Origin of the sequence: Longimicrobium sp. (assembly GCA_036377595.1) — a bacterium.
In the GTDB taxonomy this organism is placed as follows: Bacteria; Gemmatimonadota; Gemmatimonadetes; order Longimicrobiales; family Longimicrobiaceae; genus Longimicrobium.
On sequence record DASUYB010000165.1, the window covers coordinates 1 to 19,432 of the forward strand.

The 19,432-nt window shown below is 72.2% G+C and carries 14 protein-coding genes; 7 read left to right on the plus strand and 7 right to left on the minus strand.

Translation table 11 applies throughout. The annotated features are described in order from the left end of the window. Both VF092_27985 and VF092_27990 read left to right on the plus strand, forming a co-directional pair. Window positions 1–1,562 (plus strand): hypothetical protein (locus tag VF092_27985; protein HEX6751163.1); only part of this gene is annotated, 1,562 nt, incomplete at its 5' end. A gap of 286 nt (window positions 1,563–1,848) precedes the next feature. Beyond that, the gene (locus tag VF092_27990; GenBank protein ID HEX6751164.1) at window positions 1,849–2,865 is read left to right on the plus strand and encodes a medium chain dehydrogenase/reductase family protein; all 1,017 of its coding nucleotides are present in this window, start codon (window positions 1,849–1,851) and stop codon (window positions 2,863–2,865) included. 111 nt (window positions 2,866–2,976) lie between these two features. Here VF092_27990 and VF092_27995 read toward each other — a convergent pair whose 3' ends face one another. Genes VF092_27995 through VF092_28005 form a run of 3 tightly spaced genes read right to left on the minus strand, consistent with a single transcriptional unit; the run spans window position 2,977 to window position 4,719 of the window. Further along, window positions 2,977–4,188: a hypothetical protein gene (locus VF092_27995; GenBank protein HEX6751165.1), complete on the minus strand. Its 1,212-nt coding sequence runs from the start codon at window positions 4,186–4,188 to the stop codon at window positions 2,977–2,979. Continuing rightward, window positions 4,185–4,505 carry a hypothetical protein gene (locus VF092_28000; protein HEX6751166.1) on the minus strand — a complete coding sequence of 107 codons (321 nt, stop codon included), beginning with the start codon at window positions 4,503–4,505 and terminating at the stop codon, window positions 4,185–4,187. Before VF092_28000 ends, VF092_27995 begins: the two co-directional genes overlap by 4 nt. 13 nt (window positions 4,506–4,518) lie before the next feature. Continuing rightward, window positions 4,519–4,719, minus strand: a complete 201-nt coding sequence (locus VF092_28005; protein ID HEX6751167.1) for a hypothetical protein — start codon at window positions 4,717–4,719, stop codon at window positions 4,519–4,521. 289 nt (window positions 4,720–5,008) lie between these two features. Here VF092_28005 and VF092_28010 point away from each other — a divergent pair, with 289 nt between their 5' ends. Then, complete coding sequence (locus VF092_28010) at window positions 5,009–5,854, plus strand: DUF4344 domain-containing metallopeptidase (protein ID HEX6751168.1); 846 nt, start codon at window positions 5,009–5,011, stop codon at window positions 5,852–5,854. A gap of 157 nt (window positions 5,855–6,011) precedes the next feature. Beyond that, window positions 6,012–6,668 carry a hypothetical protein gene (locus tag VF092_28015; GenBank protein HEX6751169.1) on the plus strand — a complete coding sequence of 219 codons (657 nt, stop codon included), beginning with the start codon at window positions 6,012–6,014 and terminating at the stop codon, window positions 6,666–6,668. A gap of 426 nt (window positions 6,669–7,094) precedes the next feature. Here the strand turns inward: VF092_28015 and VF092_28020 are convergent, their stop codons facing one another. The 3 genes from VF092_28020 to VF092_28030 all read right to left on the minus strand — a co-directional run bounded on the left by VF092_28020 (window position 7,095) and on the right by VF092_28030 (window position 14,315). Then, on the minus strand, window positions 7,095–13,394 hold the full coding sequence (locus tag VF092_28020) for an Ig-like domain-containing protein (GenBank protein ID HEX6751170.1): 6,300 nt from the start codon (window positions 13,392–13,394) through the stop codon (window positions 7,095–7,097). Between the two features lie 84 nt (window positions 13,395–13,478). Beyond that, on the minus strand, window positions 13,479–13,847 hold the full coding sequence (locus tag VF092_28025) for a hypothetical protein (protein ID HEX6751171.1): 369 nt from the start codon (window positions 13,845–13,847) through the stop codon (window positions 13,479–13,481). A 45-nt stretch (window positions 13,848–13,892) separates the two neighbouring features. Beyond that, window positions 13,893–14,315, minus strand: a complete 423-nt coding sequence (locus VF092_28030; GenBank protein HEX6751172.1) for a thiol-disulfide oxidoreductase DCC family protein — start codon at window positions 14,313–14,315, stop codon at window positions 13,893–13,895. A gap of 335 nt (window positions 14,316–14,650) precedes the next feature. On the opposite strand from VF092_28030, the gene VF092_28035 reads away from it, so the two are divergent. Together VF092_28035 and VF092_28040 are read left to right on the plus strand one after the other, a co-directional pair. Next, window positions 14,651–15,088, plus strand: coding sequence for a hypothetical protein (locus VF092_28035; GenBank protein HEX6751173.1), 438 nt, complete (start codon window positions 14,651–14,653; stop codon window positions 15,086–15,088). Then, window positions 15,085–15,501 carry a hypothetical protein gene (locus VF092_28040; GenBank protein ID HEX6751174.1) on the plus strand — a complete coding sequence of 139 codons (417 nt, stop codon included), beginning with the start codon at window positions 15,085–15,087 and terminating at the stop codon, window positions 15,499–15,501. Before VF092_28035 ends, VF092_28040 begins: the two co-directional genes overlap by 4 nt. Window positions 15,502–15,513: 12 nt before the next feature. Here the strand turns inward: VF092_28040 and VF092_28045 are convergent, their stop codons facing one another. Further along, window positions 15,514–16,839, minus strand: coding sequence for a metallophosphoesterase (locus VF092_28045; GenBank protein HEX6751175.1), 1,326 nt, complete (start codon window positions 16,837–16,839; stop codon window positions 15,514–15,516). 469 nt (window positions 16,840–17,308) lie between these two features. Here VF092_28045 and VF092_28050 point away from each other — a divergent pair, with 469 nt between their 5' ends. Next, window positions 17,309–19,360 (plus strand): M13 family metallopeptidase, encoded by a 2,052-nt coding sequence (locus tag VF092_28050; protein ID HEX6751176.1) that lies wholly within the window; start codon window positions 17,309–17,311, stop codon window positions 19,358–19,360. Window positions 19,361–19,432 lie beyond the last annotated feature (72 nt).

Here is a 19,432-nt window from a genome sequence, read left to right on the forward strand (position 1 = left end):
GCCAGCGGCTGGCGCGCTACCGCAGCGTGCGGCTGACCACTGACCTGTCGAAGCTGACGCCGAACGAGCGGCGGATGATCCCGCTGCTGATCGACGCGGCCAGGGAGATGGACGCCATCTTCTGGATGCAGACGTATCCCGGCAGCCGCGACTCGCTGATGTCGCGCATCACCGACGCGCGGATGCGGCAGTACGTGGAGCTGAACTACGGGCCGTGGGACCGGCTGGAGAACGACCAGCCGTTCGTCCCCGGGGTCGGCGCCAAGCCCGAGGGCTCGAACTACTATCCCGCGGGGATGACCAAGGCCGAGTTCGACGCCGAGGTGGCGAAGGGCGGCGCGCGCGCCGACTCGCTGAAGAGCCTGTACACGCTGGTGCGCCGCGACGCGTCGGGGCGGCTGTACACGATCCCCTTCCACGTGGCCTACGCGCCGCATCTCCAGCGCGCGGCGGAGAAGCTGCGGCAGGCCGCCGCGCTGGCGGACGATCCCGGCCTCAAGCGCTACCTGACGCTCCGCGCGGACGCGCTCCTCTCCGACGACTTCCAGGCCAGCGACCTGGCGTGGATGGACATGAAGACGAACACGCTCGACATCGTGATCGGGCCGATCGAGACCTACGAGGACGCGCTGTACGGCTACAAGGCGGCCAACGAGTCGTACGTGCTGGTGAAGGACCAGGAGTGGAGCCGCCGGCTGGCGCGCTACGTCTCCATGCTCCCCGGGCTGCAGCGCGGGCTGCCGGTGGAGGAACAGTTCAAGCGCGAGACGCCCGGAAGCAACAGCGACCTGAACGCCTACGACGCGGTCTACTACGCCGGCGAGGCGAACTCGGGGGCGAAGACCATCGCCATCAACCTGCCCAACGACGAGCAGGTGCAGCTGCAGAAGGGCACACGCCGGCTGCAGCTGAAGAACGCGATGCGCGCCAAGTTCGACGCCATCATGGTTCCCATCGGCCGCGAGCTCATCGTCCCCGAGCAGGTGGGGAACGTGGCGTTCGACGCCTTCTTCGAGAACACCATGTTCCACGAGGTGGCGCACGGGCTGGGGATCAAGAACGTGGTGAACGGCACGGGGACGGTGCGCGAGGCGCTGAAGGAGCGGTACGGCGGGCTCGAGGAGGAGAAGGCGGACGTGCTGGGGCTGTACATGGTGACGCAGCTGAACCGCCGGGGCGAGCTGGGGAGCGAGCCGCTGCTGAACAACTACGTAACCTTCCTGGCCGGCCTCTTCCGCTCGGTGCGCTTCGGGGCGAGCGACGCGCACGGGCGGGCGAACATGGCCACCTTCAACTTCTTCGCCGAGCAGGGCGCCTTCACGCGCGACGCGGCCACGGGCAAGTACCGGGTGAACTTCGAGGCCATGCAGCGCGCCGTCGACGCGCTGGCGGGGAGAATCCTGCGGCTGCAGGGCACCGGCGACTACGCGGGCGTGGGCACGTTCATGAGCGGCTACGGCGTGATCCGCCCCGAGCTGCAGGGCGACCTGAACCGCCTGTCGCGCCTCGGCATCCCCGTGGACGTGGTGTTCGAGCAGGGGTCCAGCGTGCTGGGGCTGTAGTCTCGTAGCGCTGTAAAGCATCGGGACGGGCCGCCGGGGCGCGCCCTCCCCGGCTCGCCTAGGCTCGCCACCCCTCCCGTACCGGGAGGGGTAGCCGCCCAGCTTTCCGGCCACGCGCGAACAGGGGTGTGAGGCCAGGCTGCAGGGCGCACCGATGCCGACGTGCTCCCCTCTCCCGGTACGGGAGAGGGCGAGCGCTCTAAGGCGCGGGGAGAGGGCGGACGGATGCTTGCCGCACGCACCGCCCTTGACCCCGCGCTCTCCTTCCCTCGACGAGAGCACCCCGATGCGCCAAGTCTGGATCACCAAGCGGGGCGGGCCGGAGGTGCTGCAGGTGCGCGAGGCGCCCGACCCCGAGCCGAAGCCGGGCGAGATCCGCATCCGCGTGGCGGCGGCGGGGATCAACTTCGCCGACATCCTGGCGCGCATGGGGCTGTATCCCGACGCGCCGCCGCTTCCCGCCGTCGTGGGCTACGAGGTGGCGGGCACCGTCGACGCGGTGGGCGAGGGCGTCACCGGCTTCGAGATCGGCGACCGCGTGGGGTCGATGACGCGCTTCGGGGGATACTCGGACATCGCCTGCGTCCCCGCGCTGCAGGCGATCCGGCTGCCCGATGGATTGAGCTTCGAGGAGGCCGCCGCCATCCCGGTGAACTACCTGACCGCGTGGCTGATGCTGGTGACGCTCGGCAACGTGCGTGCGGGCGACCGGGTGCTGGTGCACGCGGTCGCCGGCGGCGTGGGGCAGGCGGCGCTGCAGATCTGCCGCTGGAAGGGCGCGGAGGTGATCGGCACCGCCAGCGCGTCCAAGCACGCGCGGCTGAAGGAGTTGGGCGTGGCGCACTGCATCGACTACCGCACGCAGGACTTCCTCGCGGAGACGAAGCGCATCACCGGCGGCCGCGGCGTGGACATCGCGCTCGACGCCGTCGGCGGCGACAGCTTCCGCAAGAGCTACAGGGCGCTCGCGCCGCTCGGCCGTCTCTACATCTTCGGTGCGTCCGCGCTGGCCACGGGGAAGCGGCGCAGCCTCGTCTCCGCCGCGCGCGGGCTGCTGGCGATGCCCGCGTTCCGTCCGATCCCCCTGATGAACGCCAACCGCGGCGTGCACGGCGTGAACCTGGGCCACCTCTGGAACCAGGCGGCGCGGCTGCGCGAGATGCTGGGCGAGATCGTGGCGCTGGTGGCGGACGGCACCTTCCGCCCCGTGGTCGACCGCTCGTTCCCGTTCGACCGCGCCGGGGAGGCGCACGAGTGGATGCAGGACCGCAAGAATTTCGGGAAGGTGCTGCTGACGCCGTAGCTTTCTTCATCCCAGGCGATCTTTTCGTCTCTCACAGAGGGCACAGAGGTCACAGAGAACCGATTCAGTTTCTCCGTGACCTCTGTGCCCTCTGTGAGAGTCCTTCTTTTCTCAATGCGTCGGCGTGATGCGATAAAGGCGGACGTGCTCGATTTCGCCGTCGGTGGCGGTGCCGATGAGCCAGCCGTCGCCGACCTGGTGCACGGTCAGGGCGTCCGGCTTGCGCGCGCGGCCGAGCATGCGGCCGTCCGGCGAGACGATGGTCCACCCGCGCGCCAGCGTCCCCTCGCCCGACTCGGGCGACTCCACCCACAGGTTGCCGTGCGCATCCACCAGCAGGCCCGTGATCGCGGGCTTCTGCTTCGGATACGGCGCGCGGTCGAGCATCCGCGCGTGCTGGCGGGCGATGGCGCCGTTGTTCTCGGCGCCGAGCGTCACCAGCCGCTCGCGGTACGCGCGCACGTCGGCGGGGGTGACAGGCTGAAGCTCGCGGTCCGCGCGGACGAGCGCGCGCACGCCGCCGCCGGGCGCGTACTCCGCGATCTCCCACCGATCGCCGTCCGCCACGTAGACGCGCCCGCCGCTTCCCGCCGCGATGGTGGCGCGGCCGAAGGGAAGCGGCATCATCATCAACCCGCCCGCCGGATTCCCGGACGCCAGCACCTCCGAGCCGGGAAAGCGGCCCAGCACCGCCACCGCGCCGTCCGGACGGAGAACTGCGAGGGAGATGGTGTCGCGCTGCACGTGGACGCCCTCCGTCGCCGACATCCCGAGCGACGGCTGGTGGAGCGCGAGGAGAAGCGCGCCGCCGTCCAGCGCGCCCTCCGCGCGCGGGAAGATGCCGAGCGGCTGCGCGGGCGCCACGCTGCGCGCGAAGTCGCCCGCGGGAGTGAAGACGGAGAGCCGCCCGGTCCCCGAGTCCCAGGCGGCGATGCTGTCACCCGCGAAGCGGCCGACCCACGAGAGCGCGCGGAACTCGCCGGGGCCGTCGCCGGCGCGGCCGACGCTGCGCTGGTGCGCGCCATCCGCGCCGAAGATCTCCAGCGTGCTCGTCCCCCCGTTCGCCACCACGATCCGGCCGTCGCCCAAGCGTACGGCGCCCATCACCTGGTAGAGCCCCGGCCCCTTCCCCGCCTCCGCGCCGGTGAGGTCGAGCTCGGGGCGATCGGCCACCCGCCACGCGATCTCCGACTCGCCGCCGTGGTGCTCGACGATGCGGACGCCGGCGCTGTCGCGCGTGGCCGTGCCGGGCTTCGCATCCGCCTCCGTCCTGCATCCCGCCAGGACGGGGAGGAGCAGGAGCCCGAGCGCGAACCGCCTCATCGCCGCGCGGAGAGGGCGCGCAGGCGGGCGGCCATCCCCTCCAGCACCCGCGCGTCGGCCGACGCGGACGGCGCGTGGACGGCGGCGGCCGCTCGCCCCATCACGGCCAATTTCTTCGGCAGCAGCACGGTGCCGCCCGACGCGCGGTCCTGCGCGACCAGGCGGGCGAGCGTGGCGCTCGCGACCTCCGCGTTGGTCCGCGCGGGTGGCATGGCGACCGGACCCGGGCTCGTCGCCAGCGGCTCGTCGCACGCGGCTGCGGACAGGGCGAGCGCCGCGGCGGCCGCGAGGGCGCGCGGCTTCGTCGATCTGATCATCGGTCGATCTCCGCTACGGCTTGACGGGCTTGAGCTCGGTGGGCTTGGGGCACGGGATCTCTTCGTAGACGCAGATGTTTCCCGTGCAGACCACGTAGTAGCACTTGGTCTCGTCCTGCGCGGCGGCCTGGCGGGCGGTCGAGGTGATGGCGACCGCCGATCCGGCGACGATCACGGCCAGGCTCAACGCACGGACCATTTGGTGGCGTGACATTCGTCTCCCCTTTCATGGTGATTGCGTGACATGAACTGCGGGAGCGGCGGGCGAGGCGTACAATCTATAGTTCTTCCACACACTTCACGCAAGAAATAGATGAATGGACACAGGTAAGATGAACGGAAGACGCAACTTGTCGGCGCCGACGTCCTCCAGTGGCGCTGAATGCGCTCCAACACGATTTCGCCCCGCATCCCGGCGAAATTCCGGCAACTGGCGCAATCGCATGGGTTTGCGCTAAATTTCATCACAGACCGCACCGATTCGATTCCGCAGCCCCGGCTCGATGCTCCGTATCCCGAACCTCCGCCGACTGACCGCCCTCGCGCTGGTGCCGCTGGCCTGCGCGGCCGTCGCGGCGTGCGAGGCGCGCGGCGTGCGCGAGGGCGCGGCGCAGCCGCCGGGGGTACCGACACAGTTCCGTCCGGAGCGGGCGCCGGGCGCGCAGCGTGCCTACGCTGGCCGCTTCCGGGTGGCGTACTGGCCGATGGACGACACGCTGTTCGCGCGCTGGCAGGACGACTTCCGGCAGGCGCACTTCCTGGAGGACGTGGCCGGCTGGATGAACGACTGGGTGCGGCTCCCCCAGGACGTGACGCTCACCTTCGCGCAGTGCGGCGAGTCGAACTCGTTCTACGAGCCGCGCGACCGGACGGTGACCGTCTGCTTCGAGCTGGTGGACGAGCTGGACCAGATGTTCGCCGACGACCGCGACCGCGACCAGGCGGTGAACGATGCGCTGCTCTTCACCACGCTGCACGAGGTGGGACACGCGCTGGTGAACGTGCTGGACCTGCCCGTCACTGGGCGCGAGGAGGACGCCGTGGACCAGCTGGCGTCGCTCATCCTGGTCGACGGCGCGGAGGACGGCGACGAGGCGGCGGTCAACGGCGTGCGCGGCCTTCCCGACGACGACCAGCTCGACGACCTGGCCTTCGCCGACGAGCACGCGCTGAACGGGCAGCGCTTCTACAACGTGCTCTGCCTGGTCTACGGCCAGGACCCCGACGCGTACGCAGACTGGACGCACGACGGCACCCTGCCGCCCGAGCGTGCCGAGCGCTGTCCCGAAGAGTACGAGCAGACACGCGCGAGCTGGCAGAAGCTGCTGGGGCCGTATCTGCGCGGGTGAGTGCGAAAGTGCGATGGTGCGAGAGTGCGGAAGTGCGGAAGTGCGCTGGCCCGGCGCATCGGGCCGGCGTTTTCGTTTTCGGTAGATGGATCGCGGTTCGCCGCCAATTTCCGCGGCGGCGCTACAATCACGCGTTCAACAGATCAAGGGAGATCAGATGACGATGTCGTTCCGGCTCGCCGCGGCGTGCGCGGCGGTGATGGCGATTGCGGCGCCGGCGGGCGCGCAGTCGCTGCAGCAGCGCGAGCTTCCGCCCGCCGAGCGGATGCTGCGGACGTTCGAGGAAGACACGCGCGCGGGGCGCACCATGGGCCCCGACGGCGAGGCCGCCGTGCAGTACGCGCTGACGCACATGCCGCAAGTCGAGCCCGCCAAGCTCGACTCGATCCTCGCCGGGCTGGAGCGGATCGCCCTGACCTCCGACGCGCGCCTCTCGCGGGTGCGCGCGGTGATGCAGCTCGGGCGCGACTCCACCGGGTTCGAGCGGATGCTGCGGATCTACCGGGCCTCCGCCGCGCACCCCGAGGTGCGCGACATGGTGCTGTCCACCATCGACACGCCGAAGGAGCCGCAGCAGCTCCAGGCGCTCATCACGCTGCTGCGCGGGATCGTGGTGGCGCCGGCCGGGCAGGAGGATTTCGAGGGCGCGTCGGTCGAGGCCATGCGCCAGCTGTACGCGCTCAAGGCGCCCGGCATCGCCGCGCTGCGCGACCTGCACGCAAAGAACCTGGCGCGCAACCCCGAGGTCCGCGCGCTGCTCGCGAGCTGGGCCCGCCAGGACTTCAAGCTCCAGGAGAGCGGCCCGGGACGGTAAGGCCGGATCGGCGGTTTTTGTAGCGCGACGATGCGAGTGAACTCGCGGCTACAACAACACGCAGTCCGCCTTCGCAGACTTCACCGGCGGGAGATTCTCGCTCGCGTTGCGGGCGTCGTCGCGCAAGCCGGCGCGAACACCAGGCGCGCCCCGGAAGAGACGTCATCCTGAGGGAGGCGCCGCGCCTAAGTCGCGTCCGCACTGGTGGTTGGCGCCGACCGAAGGATCTATGGCAGGCATCCGAGCGACAGCCTGGCTATCGCTTGGATGCTGGTTATAGATCCTTCGGCCTGCGACCATCCTCGCACTTCGTGAGGACGGTCTGGCCGGCCTCAGGATGACGTCTTTCGACGTCGGAGCAGCACCACAAACGGCGGAGGGCCCGCGGACGGATCCGCGGGCCCTCCGTTCTCCATCTCCATCCCCCTACTGCTGGTCGGCGGGGATGACGTCTACGCGCTCGGTCTTGCCGCGGCCGAAGGTCTCGGGGGTGTACATCTCCTCCGCGCGCGGCGGCGGGACGATGAAGCGGCCCGGCGTGGTGGCCCGCGCCACGTAGCTGTACGTGTACGTCCCCGCGGGGAGGAAGGTCGTGAAGGCCTCGGCGCGGTCGTCGCGCAGGTTCTGGTGCTGGTACCAGTACGCGCGCCACCACCAGTCGTACGTCAGCGGCCGAGCCGTGCCACCCTCCGGCGCCACGTCCTGCGTCCCCTGCAGCTCCGGGTTCACCGGCTCGAACCCGGCGGGAAGCGGATCCACCAGCGCCACGTGCAGCCGCCGCGACGGCGCCGTCATCGTCACCGTCACCCGCACGCGCGCGCCGGCCTTCACCCGCCAGTGACCGTCCGATCCCAGCACCACGTCGCGCTGGTCGTCCACGCCCTCGTAGGTGCGGCTCACCACGAAGCCGGCGTCCAGCGGCAGCAGGTCCAGGTCGCGCGGGGCGTAGCGCAGCCCCGCGCGGTAGTAGAGCCGACCCGGCCCTTCCTTCCCGATCGTCAGCGAAGACGGCCGCTCCTGCTGCAGCGTCTGCATCGGCACCGAGACGAGCCAGCGGTCCGTCTGCCGGCCGGTGAACTGGTGGCTGCCCGCGAAGCGCTCGCCCAGCCAGACGCGCGCGACGAACTCGGGCGTCTGCCCCTCGAACGCGTGGAAGTAGCGGTCCAGCGCCACCAGCACCCACCCGTTCTCCTGTGTGTTGTCCCACCGCCCGCGCACGCGGTGGCCCAGCAGCCCGCGCACCGTCTTGGGGATCAGCGGGTTGTCGGGCTGCGCGCCGATCAGCGCCTCGAGCACCACGCCGTCCGTCCTCCGGTTGCTGTGCAGCAGCAGGTACTCGCCCTCGCTGTAGTGCGTGGTGAAGGTCGCGGTCGCCGCCGTCTCCGTCGCGCGGTTGTTGATGAAGCGCAGCAGCGTGTCGCGCTGCGCCGCCAGCTCCGCCTTCCCCGTCGCGGCGGAGAGGAGCCAGCCGGCCTCCTCGGTGGTGATGGAGTCGCGCGGGGCGGTGGCCATGAAGCGCCGCACCCCGTCCGCCGCCGTGGCGTCGCCCATCCGCGCGCGGACGTAGAGCGCGTAGGCGTGGAGCGCGCGGCGCACGTCCGCCGGGTACTCGCGCGGCAGGCTGCCGGGGATGGTGCGCAGGTAGGCGATCGAGCGCTGCATCACCTGCTGCGGCACCTCGTATCCCTTCTCCCGCGCCCGCTGCAGCGCGTGCGCCGCGTGGATGCTGACGTAGGGGAACGACGGCTGCCCCGCGCGCCAGAACCCGAATCCCCCGTCGGAGTTCTGCCGCGCGGCCAGGTCGCGCACGTCGCGGTCGACGGACGCGCGCAGCGCTTCGGGATCGGGGAGCTCCTCGGTGCGGAAGGCGTACAGCACGTCGCGCAGCGCGGTCACCCCCAGCATCCGCGAGGCGATCTGCTCGGCGCACTCGTAGGGGTAGCGGACGAGGTAGAGGAGCGCGTCCGTCAGCTCCTGCAGCGCCGTGGACGAGGTCGTGACCTCCACCCCGCCGAACGCGGGGATGGCGTCCATCGGCACCTGCAGCGGCAGCGTCTCGGCGCTGTCGCCCGCGAAGGTGCCGTAGGTGGCGAACGCCTCGGCGGTGGCCGGCGTGTAGACCGGGAGCCGGCCCTCCGCCGCGTCGGCCAGCGTCGCCGACGCGGCGGCCACCTGGAAGCGCGCCTCGCCCGCGCGCGCCGCCTCGGCCGCCAGCCGCACCTCCACGCGGTCGTGCGCGGGGACGGTCACGCGCCGCCCCGTCTCCGTCACGTTCACCCCCAGCGCCCGCGCGGCCACGTCGACTTCCAGCGGCCTGCCGGTCTGGTTCTGGATGACGATGGGAAGCTCGAAGCGGTCGCCCCAGTTCAGGAAGCGCGGCGCCGACGGGCGCACCATCAGCGGCTGCCGCGCGGTGATCCCGCTCTCGCCCTTGCCGTAGCGCGTCCCCCCGTCGACGGCGACGGCGGTCACGCGGTAGCGGGTGAGGTTGGACGGCAGCTTGAACGGCACCACCGCGCGCCCGTCGGGACCCGTGCGCACCGTGGGCGCGAACACCGCCAGCGCGTCGAAGTTGGTGCGGATGGCGATGGGCGCCGGCCCCGCGCCCGGCGGGGACGGAGGCGGCGGCGGGGGAGGAGGAGGAGGCGGCGGGGGAGGCGGCGGCGCGTTGGCGTCGCGGGCGGCGGCGCGGGCCTCCGCCGCCACCAGCGGCTGCTGCCCGGCCATCGCGTTCGCCTCGATCATCCCCCGCATCAGCGCCAGCCGCACGGGCACGAGGGAGATGCGGAGCGGCGCCGGCGCGTCCTCGCCCACCGTCACCGGCGTCCGCACCGTCACGTATCCTTCCATCACCGCCACCACCGCCACCTGCCCCGAGGCCACGCCGGTGAAGCGGAAGCGGCCTCCCACGTCCGTCTTCAGCGTGTCGCGCGACCCCTCGAGCACCACGCTGGCGCCGGCGAGGTAGCCGCCGGTGCGCGCGTCCACCACGCGCCCGACGATGGTGTGCGGCTCGGGCGCGTAGTCGGGCGCCTCCACCTTCACCAGGTCGCGCAGACGCATGTCGGTCACGCCCGGCGAGCGCGAGGGATAGAAGCTGGCGAGCGGATCGGCGATCTCGTAGCCCACCAGCGCCAGCACCGCCTCGTCCACCACCGCCAGCGCCACCTCGGCGTTGGGGACGGGGCGGCCGGCGGCGTCGAGCACCTCGATCCCCACCGCCGTCTGCGCGTCGGGCGCCGTGGCCGTATCCCGCGGCAGCGCCTTCACCGCCAGCGCGCGACTGACCGGGGGGACGAGGAGATTCGTCATCCCCGCCGCGTAGAGCACGCCGCGCGCGCCCTCGCCGTGGCGGCCGTCGGAGGCGCCCACTAGGTCCAGCTGCACCCAGACGTTCGGCATGTCCGCCGCGGTGATGGGGACGGTGACCACGGAGGTCGCCCCGTCCAGCCGCACCTCGTCCGTCCGCACCAGCCCGTTGCGCCGCAGCGTCAGCAGCCCGCGCGCGGGGACGAACGAGGTGCGGACCAGGATCTTCGCCGTATCCCCCACTGCATACGTCTTCTTGTCGGGGACGAGCTCCACGCTGCGCTCCGTCCCCTCGCCCGGGCGCATGGTGAAGCCGCCGCGGCCGGCCACCCAGATGGTCAGCGTCGTCTCCGCCGTCCGCCCCTGCAGGTCGGTGGTCGACGCGGTGATGTCGTACGACCCCGGCTGGTCGGCGCGGAACACGCAGCGCGACGGGCTGGTCCCCGACTGCCGCGTGCACCGCACCGTGTCGCCGACCACCTCCTGCCACTCGCCGCCGCGGTTCTCCCACGAGCGGCGGACGGCGCGCAGCTCCAGCGTGCGCCCGGAGACGGTGTTCCCGTCGAGATCGACGGCAATCGCGTCCACGTCGATCGAATCCCCCGCGTTCAGCCACGCGCGCCGGGGACGGAGGCCGACGTAGATGGCGGCGGGGTGCACGAGCATCGACGCGTCGGCCGACCAGGTCTGGCGGTTCACGTCCGTCACCGTGGCCTGCGCGCGCACCGCGTACGGCCGCGGGGGAACGCCGGCGTCGAAGGAGACGCGCAGCACGTGCTCGCCCGACGGGCCGGTGACGCCGTCCAGCATCTGCACCCGCGCCTGCCCCATCGGCCGGTAGACGCCGCGCAGGAAGGCGGGGGCGGAGCCGAAGGCCCACTCCTCCCACCCCGGCGGGGTGAAGAAGCCGGGCACCGCCGTCACCACCCAGTGCACCGGCGCGGAGGGAAGCGGCCCGCCCGCGAAGTACGCCGCCCGCACGGTGACCTCGGCGCTGCCGCCGATGAAGTGCGGCCCCTCGCTGGCCTGCGCGGTGACGGTGAACTCGGGCCGGCGGAACTCCTGCAGCGTGTACTGCACCGACCCGGTGGTCCCCCGCAGCCCCGGCTCGGGATGCAGCAGCTCCACCTGCACGTACGTCGATCCCAGGTTGCTCCCCGCGGGCGGAGTGAACGAGGCGTCGAAGCCGCCCAGCGCCGTCAGCGCCGACCGTCCCCGCGCCACCTCGTTCCCCTGCCCGTCGTAGGCCAGCCACGCCACGCTGTCCGCCGTACCCGGCCGCATCAGCGACAGCTCGCCCGTCTTCCCCGCGCCCAGCCGGCGCACCCATCCCTTGAAGCGCACCGTCTCGCCCGGCCGGTACAGCCCGCGGTCGGTGAAGGTGAACCAGACCGCGGTGGGGCTGGGCTCCGTCCTCGCCCAGCTGCCGTAGCCGCTCATCCCCGGCGCCAGGAACGCCGCGTCGTCGCCGCGGCGGACGATCAGCAGCGGCTTCTGCGCGCCGCTCGCGGGGAGCGGCAGGGTGGCCGCGCCGCGCGCGTCCGTCGTCGCCGCCGCGTCGGCCGGGGCGATCCGCACCGCCGCGCCGGCGACGGGGGCGCCGTCGACCAGCGACGTGGCCCAGACGGTCATGTCCGCGTTGTCGCTCATCGCGGCGATGCCGATCTTCGTGGCCTGCACCCAGGTGTAGACCGCCTGGTTCCGCTCCCAGTCGCTGTTCCCCTCCACCGCCTCGACGGCCACGACCGCGTTCCCCACCCCGTTCGTGAGCGCGGGGGTGACGTCGATGCGCACCTCGCGCGACTCGCCCGGGTCGGTCTCGACGGTGATGATGCGGTCCACCACCGGCGTTCCCGGCAGCGAGCGGCGCCCCCGGTCGTCGCGCGTCTGCCCGGGCTGGAACTCGTACCAGTCCTCCGGCCGCACGCGATGGATGCGGAGGTGGAGCCGCCGGTGGGTCATCACCGTCAGCGAGACGCCGGGGGTGGCGAGGGGGTCGGGGACCACGATCCCCGACGGCCCGGAGAGGAAGGCGGAGGGGACGCCCACCTCGAAGCGGATCGGGCGCGTCCCCCCCAGCGTCTGCCCGAATACGTCGCGGATGGCGGGATCGAGGCGCACGGTGTAGCGCGTGTTCGCCTGCGTCTCGCCGGTGATGACGATGGTCGATCCCGACGCCCACGCCTGCATCCCCGGGATCGCGGGGGTGACGGTGACCATCGACGGGCGGAACGCCGCCTCGTCGAGGGGATTCGTCATCTCCACGTAGAACGCCTCGCCCGGCCGGCTGCCGCCGTTCTCGCCGTCGACCTTCAGCGGGCCGTAGGTGTGGAACTCCCAGTACTGCGCCCGCTCGCTCGGCCGCGGCCCCTCGGCGGAGGGGACGCGCGGACCGACGGTGACCGTGACCGCGGCGTTGCGCGGGAGCGGGTCGACGGCGCGAAACGCCAGCCACCGCCCCGGCTCCTGGCTGTCGAGCACCTCCTTGAGCCCGCTGGAGTCGGCCGCGATCTCCTGCGCCGTGGCCATCCGCACCGGCCGCGGCCGCCCGTTCGCGCGCAGCACGATCGTCCGCAGCACCGCCGCGGGGTCGATGCGCTGGTCGAAGGCCACCGCCATCACCGGCGTCAGCCCCTCCGACTCGCTCTGCGGCAGCGCGCCGATCGCCTTCGCCGGGGTGGTGGAGAAGGTCCACCGCACCGGCTCGGCCAGCGGCAGGCCGGACGTCCCCCGCGCGCCGGCGGGGACCTCCACCGTGTAGGTGGTGGCCATCGGCAGCCGTCCGCCCGGCTCGAACTTGAGCGTGCGCACGTCGATCCACCGCCACCGCCCCGCCGGCTGCGGGGTGATGCGCGCGGGCACGGCCTGCGCGGCCACGTCGCCGACGGAGCCCAGCGGCACCATCGGCTGCGAGAAGGTGATGGTGACCTCGGCGCCGGTCGTCACCTCGCCCTCGGGCGCGCGGCGGATCACCCCCAGCGCCGCGGCCGGCTGCGCGCCGGGGCGGACCGGGCGGCCGACCGTGGCCGTGTCGCGCGGGGGAAACGGCTCGGCCACCGTCCGCCCCGTGCGCGGCGGCGCCAGCGTCTGCGCGGGGAAGAAGAACGAGTCCGCCGGCGTCGCCGGGGCCGTGAGCGGGCCCAGGCGCGCGAGCAGGCGCTGCGACTCGGCGGAGGTCAGCAGCCGGCCGGTGGCCGCGCGCGGGCGCGCGGCGGCGTCGGCGGCCATCAGCGCCGACTGCAGCCGGAAGCGCAGCCCCGACGAGTCGGCCATCACCACTCCGGGCGGGGGCGCGTAGCGCGCGTAGAGCGCGGGGATGGGCTCCGGGCGCTGCGGCTGCTGCGCGCCGGCCGCGGAGGGGAGCGCCGCGGCCGCCAGCAGCGTGGCCGCGAGGGTGGAACGATGGATCGAAGGCATGGAGGGTGGGTTCCGGGTCACGGCAAGCGCCGGGGGAGAGGCGGGTCTCCCCCGGCGCGTCGGGGAGGGGTTCTACGATTCAGCTCACACGTTGCAGCGCTCGGCCATGCGCACGGCCATCCCCTGGAACACGCGCACGGTGGAAGGGCCGATGGAGGCGCGGCGGTAGGTGCCGCGCGGCTGCTGCACCACCATCAGCCGCGAGCGCACGCCGATCACCGCGTTGGCGCGCAGCTGCCAGGCCGACCACTGCAGCTGCTCCATGGAGATGCCCTGCACCTCGGTCAGCCGCTTCATCCCGCATTTCGGCGCCTGCCCCACGTAATAGACGGCCACCTGGGTGGGCTCGGCCACCCCCCCGGCGGCCAGCGCCTCGTCGCCGGCGCTGGGCGCGGATGCACAGGCCACGAGCGGCGCCGCGGCCAGCACGGCGAGAGTGGAGTGGTGCTTCATCTGCACCTCCTGGCGGGGGATGACGCGGCGGATCGCCGGCGTGCTTCAGGAGAGGAAGCGCGCCCGGACGTCCGGGGGTGGAAGCATGCATGCTTCGGTCCGCCCGAAAAACCGGTAGCGGTTGCGGGCCACGCGGTCGTAGACTAAGTCGGCCACCACGCGGGGGATCGCCGCCAGCGGCCAGAGGACCGGCCACGGTGCGTCCATCCGCCGCGCGATGCGCAGCGCCGCGCGCGACCTGGTGTAGGCGCGCCCGCCCTCGACCAGCACGACGGTGTCCATCTCGCCGGTCGGCAGCCCGTGCCGCTCCAGCAACGCGCGTCCGGCGTCCGACTGCAGCGCGGCGAAGCGGAAGCGCCCGCGGCGGTCGTGGCGCAGGATCAGCTGCACCGAGCGGTTGCACAGCCCGCAGGTGCCGTCGTACAGCACCAGCGGTCCGTCCACCTCCGGCACGCGCGGCTCGGTCATCGCCTCGCTCCGCTACGATCGTTCGTCACCACGACAATCTACCCACCGCCACCCCGATTGTCCCGCACCACGTTTCGCCGCCATGGGAGAACGGAGGGTGAAAGATGATTCTGACGCACTCTCGTCCGGCGGTGTCGCCAACGGCCCGCATCGACCGCCAGCCAGGACGTGGAGATTCCTCAGCGACGATCCATCCGCGCGGCGACAGTGTCCGTCCGCTGGCGCATAAGTAGCGCATCTGCAACGGGTTGAGGCTCTCCTGAAGTCTTGACGACCTGCTCGGAGATGCGCATCGTTCCGCACGAACCTTTCATCCCCACGCCGGACGAGACGCCATGGCGACGCTCGCTCACCCTCGCACGGACGGCTTCGGCCGGCGCGACATCTCCGCAGAATCCGCGGCGGTGCTCGACCGGGCGATGCGCGTCGCCCGGAGCCATGTCCGGCCGCGGCGCGGCGTCGCGCGGCTGCTGCTGGGGCGGCGCGCCTCGGCCGCGGCGCTGATCCGCCGCTACCGGCTGCGTGGTGCCATCCTCGCGGCGTATGAGCGGATTGCGCGCGAGCTCGGCCCGCCGCGCGTCGAGATCACCGCCGAAGAGAGCGCCGGCGAGGTGTACGTGGCGATGGACTGCTGGACCGACGAGCCGGACGTCGACCGCGTGATCGACGTCGAGGACGCCGTCCAGCGGCAGGTACACGCCGAGCTGGGCGACAGGCGCTGGCTGCGACTTCTCGTCACCATCAACCCCGGCCCTGCCCGATTCTCCACGTGACCTTCGACGCCGAGCTCTGGCTGCAGGTGGCGGAGGTCTGCTGCATCCCCATCCCCGAGGTGGATCGCGAGGCGCTCCTCCGCACCGCCGTCAACCGCGCGTACTTCGCCGCGCTGCTGTCCGTCAAGCTGCGGATCGAGGCGGCACAGGGAAACGGCACCGTTCCCCGTTGGCAGACGCACGAATCCATCCTCCAGGCGGTCCGCACGGGCGGCGCGCCGTTCCGCACCATCCACGCGGAACTCGAGCGGCTGCGGCGATTCCGTGCGCGCGTGGACTACGAGCTCGAGGGCGAGCCGCTGATGCCTGACGTGGTCCACAAGGAGGTCCGCGCAGGAAGACGGCTGATCCGCAACCAGATCAAGGCGCTTCCCGAGGCCATGTTCCGCCGCCTCTCCGTCCCGCGCGGCTGACGCCCTACCGCCCTACCGGCGCGAGCCGCGGGCTCGGGCCGCTTCCTCGGCGGCTTCCTCCGCCTCGTCCTCGTCCTTCAGCGTCACGCAGGCGGCGCTCGCGCCGATGGTGCACGACGCGTCGATGGCGTGCAGGGTGGCGCGCCAGCCTCCGTCCACACGCTCCAGCACCGTGTAGCCGAATGCGCGCTCCTCGGTGTAGCTGGACAAGGTCACACCGTCGATCGCGGTCGGCGCGGGAATGGGATCGTTGCGCGCGGTGCCGCCGTTGCCGGCCAGCAGCACCGGCGTGCGCGCCATCGCGAACCCGATCAGCTCCCAGATGTGGATGTGGCCGACGAGCGAGAGCCCGATCTGCGGCGGGAGCGCCGCGCTCCCGTACGCCCGCCGCACCGCCGCCTGCAGGACGAACGATCCGGTCGAATCGGGGTTCGCCGTCGTCCCGTACACGTCGAGGTCCTTCGCCCACACGGGGACGTGCGTCACCAGCCACGAGGGCCCGGCGGCCAGCGGCGCCATCTTCCGCAGCTGGTCGGCGTAGAAGGGGATCGCCTGCGTGGAGTCGATCCCCCCGCCCGGCGCGGCCCAGCACGCGCCCGAGTACCACGGCGCGCACGAGGTGTCCAGGATCAGCACCCGCCCGACCCCCCGCACCCGCACGGCCACGGGGTTGGTCACCTGCGCGCACCCCGACGCGGGGAAGGGCCCGGGGTCGAAGAAGCGATACCATCCCCGCCCCCCGCGGGTGCAGTCCTCGTGGTTGCCGCGCGCGAGGACCCAGGGCGCCGACTCGAGCAGCCGGCGGCCGGGCGCCAGGAAGTCGGCCTCCCAGGTGGGCCAGTTGTCGCCGCAGGGCTGGAATTGCCCCGTGCACCGCTCGCGGTAGATGTAGTCGCCCACGTGGATCACCAGCTGCCCGCCCGCGCGCGCCGCGTCGTCGGCCACGCGGCCGAAGGGCCACTGCAGCGGGTCGGCGCAGTCCTGCTGCTGCGCGCGGCAGCCGGTGTCGCCGATCACCGTTACGCGCGACACGCTGTCGGGCGCGGCGAAGGTGTCGCCCGCCATCACCCGCCGCCGCACGCCCGCGGGGAAGGTCCACTCGCACACGCGCACGGCGAAGGCGGTGTCCGGCTCCGCGCGCACGCGTGTCGGCGCGGGGCAGCGGCGGGCCGGCGGCAGGATCATCCGCACCTGCCACGCGCCCCCGGCCGCCGCCTGCACCCACGCGTACAGCGGCCGCCCCTGCGCGCGGGACTGCGCGGCGGCGGGCGCCATCACCATCGACAGCAGCGCGGCGGCGGGCGCGAGCACGCGCATCGCCCTGGACGGGAAGCTCATGGGGGATCGAATCAGCTGGGGATAAACTGCAGAGGAAGAGATTCAGAATCTCCACAAACCTTGAATCACCCCAACGTACGAAGCGGATCGGGCGGATTCAAGCGATTCGGATGGATCGTCGCCGGGAGGAAATCCGGAAAACAAGGCACAGAGAACTCGCCGCAGTCCTCTGTGCCTCTCTGTTCCCTCCGTGTCCTCTTTGTGAAATTCAAGAAAATCCGTCCCGGCGCGGAAACGGTTCGTCCCCGCGGACTTGATCCGGAGCGGCGGCGAACGCATCGTGATGCGCCCACCTCGAGAAGCGCGCGCCCGCGGCGCCGGCGACGGAAACGAATCGCCTGGGCGGGGCGTCTTTTCCGTGCACGCGCGCATATTCAGCGGATGCGAACGCACGTTCGCGAAACGGGGAACATCCCCGGGCGCGCGACGTATCAGCCCCGTCTTCCCTCACCCTCAACCGACCTCACCGATGACAGGCAGCAACACTCGTTCGCGTGCGTGGCTCCGCGGCGTCGCGCTGGGCGTGGCGCTGGCGGCGGCGGCCGCGCCGGCGCTGGGCGCGCAGCAGCCGAAGGAGCTGGGCATCGACACCGCCGGCTTCGACCGCGGCGTGCGCCCGCAGGACGACTTCTACCGCTACGTCGCCGGCGGCTGGATGCGCACCTCGCAGATCCCCGCCGACCGCACCAGCTACGGCGCGTTCGTCACCCTCTTCGACCGCAGCGAAGCCGCCATCCACCAGATCCTGGACGAGGCGGTGGCGGCGCGGAACCCCGCCCGCGGCTCCGACACCCAGAAGCTGGGCGACCTGTACGCCAGCTTCATGGACAGCGCGCGGGTGGAGTCGCTCGGCATCACCCCCATCCAGGCCGACCTGGCGCGCATCCGCGCGGTGACCAGCGCGTCGCAGTACCCCGCGCTCTTCGCCTGGGCGCACCAGATGGGCGTGCCGGCGCCGTTCAGCAGCGGCGTGCAGCAGGACCTCAAGCAGTCCGACCGCTACGCCTACTACCTGGGCCAGAGCGGGCTGGGGCTTCCGGACCGCGACTACTACCTGCGCGACCACCCGCGCCTGCAGGCCGCGCGCGAGGCGTACGTGACCTACATGGAAACGCTGCTGCGCCTGGCCGGCGAGCCCGACCCCGCGGGCGCCGCGCGCCGCGTGATGGCGTTCGAGACGCAGCTGGCCCAGCGCCAGTGGGACCAGGTGCGCAGCCGCGACCGCGACCAGATCTACAACAAGAAGACGATCGCCGAGCTGCAGCAGCTGGCGCCGCGCTTCGCGTGGGCCGAGTACCTGCGCGCCGGGGGGATCAACACCACCGACGCCATCGTCAGCGCGCCCAGCTACATCGCCGGGCTCGACAGCGTGCTGGCGGCCACGCCGGTGGCCGACGTGAAGGCGTACATGCTGGTGCGCGTGCTCAACGACGTGGCGCCCTACCTGAGCAGCCCGTTCTCCAACGCGTCGTTCCAGTTCCGCGGCCGCACGCTGGGCGGCGCGCAGGAGCAGCGCCCGCGCTGGAAGCGCGGCGTGGCGCTGGTGGAGGGCGCGATGGGGCAGATGCTGGGCAAGGCCTACGTCGAGCGGAACTTCCCGCCCGAGCACAAGGCGGCCATGCAGCGGCTGGTGCAGAACCTCCTGACCGCGTTCGGGCAGGGGATCGACTCGCTGGCCTGGATGAGCCCCGCGACCAAGGCGCAGGCGCACGACAAGCTGAGCCACATCACGGTCAAGATCGGCTACCCCGACAAGTGGCAGGACTACTCGGCGCTGCAGGTCACCCGCAACGACCTGATGGGCAACCTGCGGGCGGTGGCGCGCTACCGCTGGAACCGCCAGACCGGGCGCCTGGGCCGGCCGGTGGACCGCACCGAGTGGGGGATGACGCCGCAGACGGTGAACGCGTACTACAACCCGACGAACAACGAGATCGTGTTCCCCGCGGCCATCCTGCAGCCGCCCTTCTTCAACCCGGCGGCCGACGACGCGGTGAACTACGGCGGGATCGTGGCGGTGATCGGCCACGAGGTCAGCCACGCCTTCGACGACCAGGGGAGCAAGAGCGACGGCGCCGGCAACCTGCGCAACTGGTGGACCGACGCCGACGCGGCCGCCTTCAAGCAGCGCACCGACGCGCTGGCCGCGCAGTACGACGCGTACACCCCGCTCGAGGGGATGCACGTGAACGGCCGCCTGACGCTGGGCGAGAACATCGGCGACCTGAGCGGGCTGGCGGTGGCCTACCGCGCCTACCGCGCGTCGCTGAACGGGCAGGAGGCGCCGGTGATCGGCGGGTTCACCGGCGACCAGCGCTTCTTCCTGGGGTGGGCGCAGGTGTGGCGCACCCTCTACCGCGAGGAGGCGCTGCGCAACCAGATCCTCACCAACCCGCACTCGCCGGGCGAGTACCGCGCGAACGGCCCGCTGGTGAACAACGAGGCGTTCTTCCGCGCCTTCGGCGTGAAGGAGGGCGACAAGATGTACCGCCCCGCCGACCAGCGCGTGGTGATCTGGTAAGCACCGGTTCGAGGTGAAGATGCACACCGGCCCGGGTCCTTCGCGGACCCAGGCCGGTTCCTTTTCGATCGA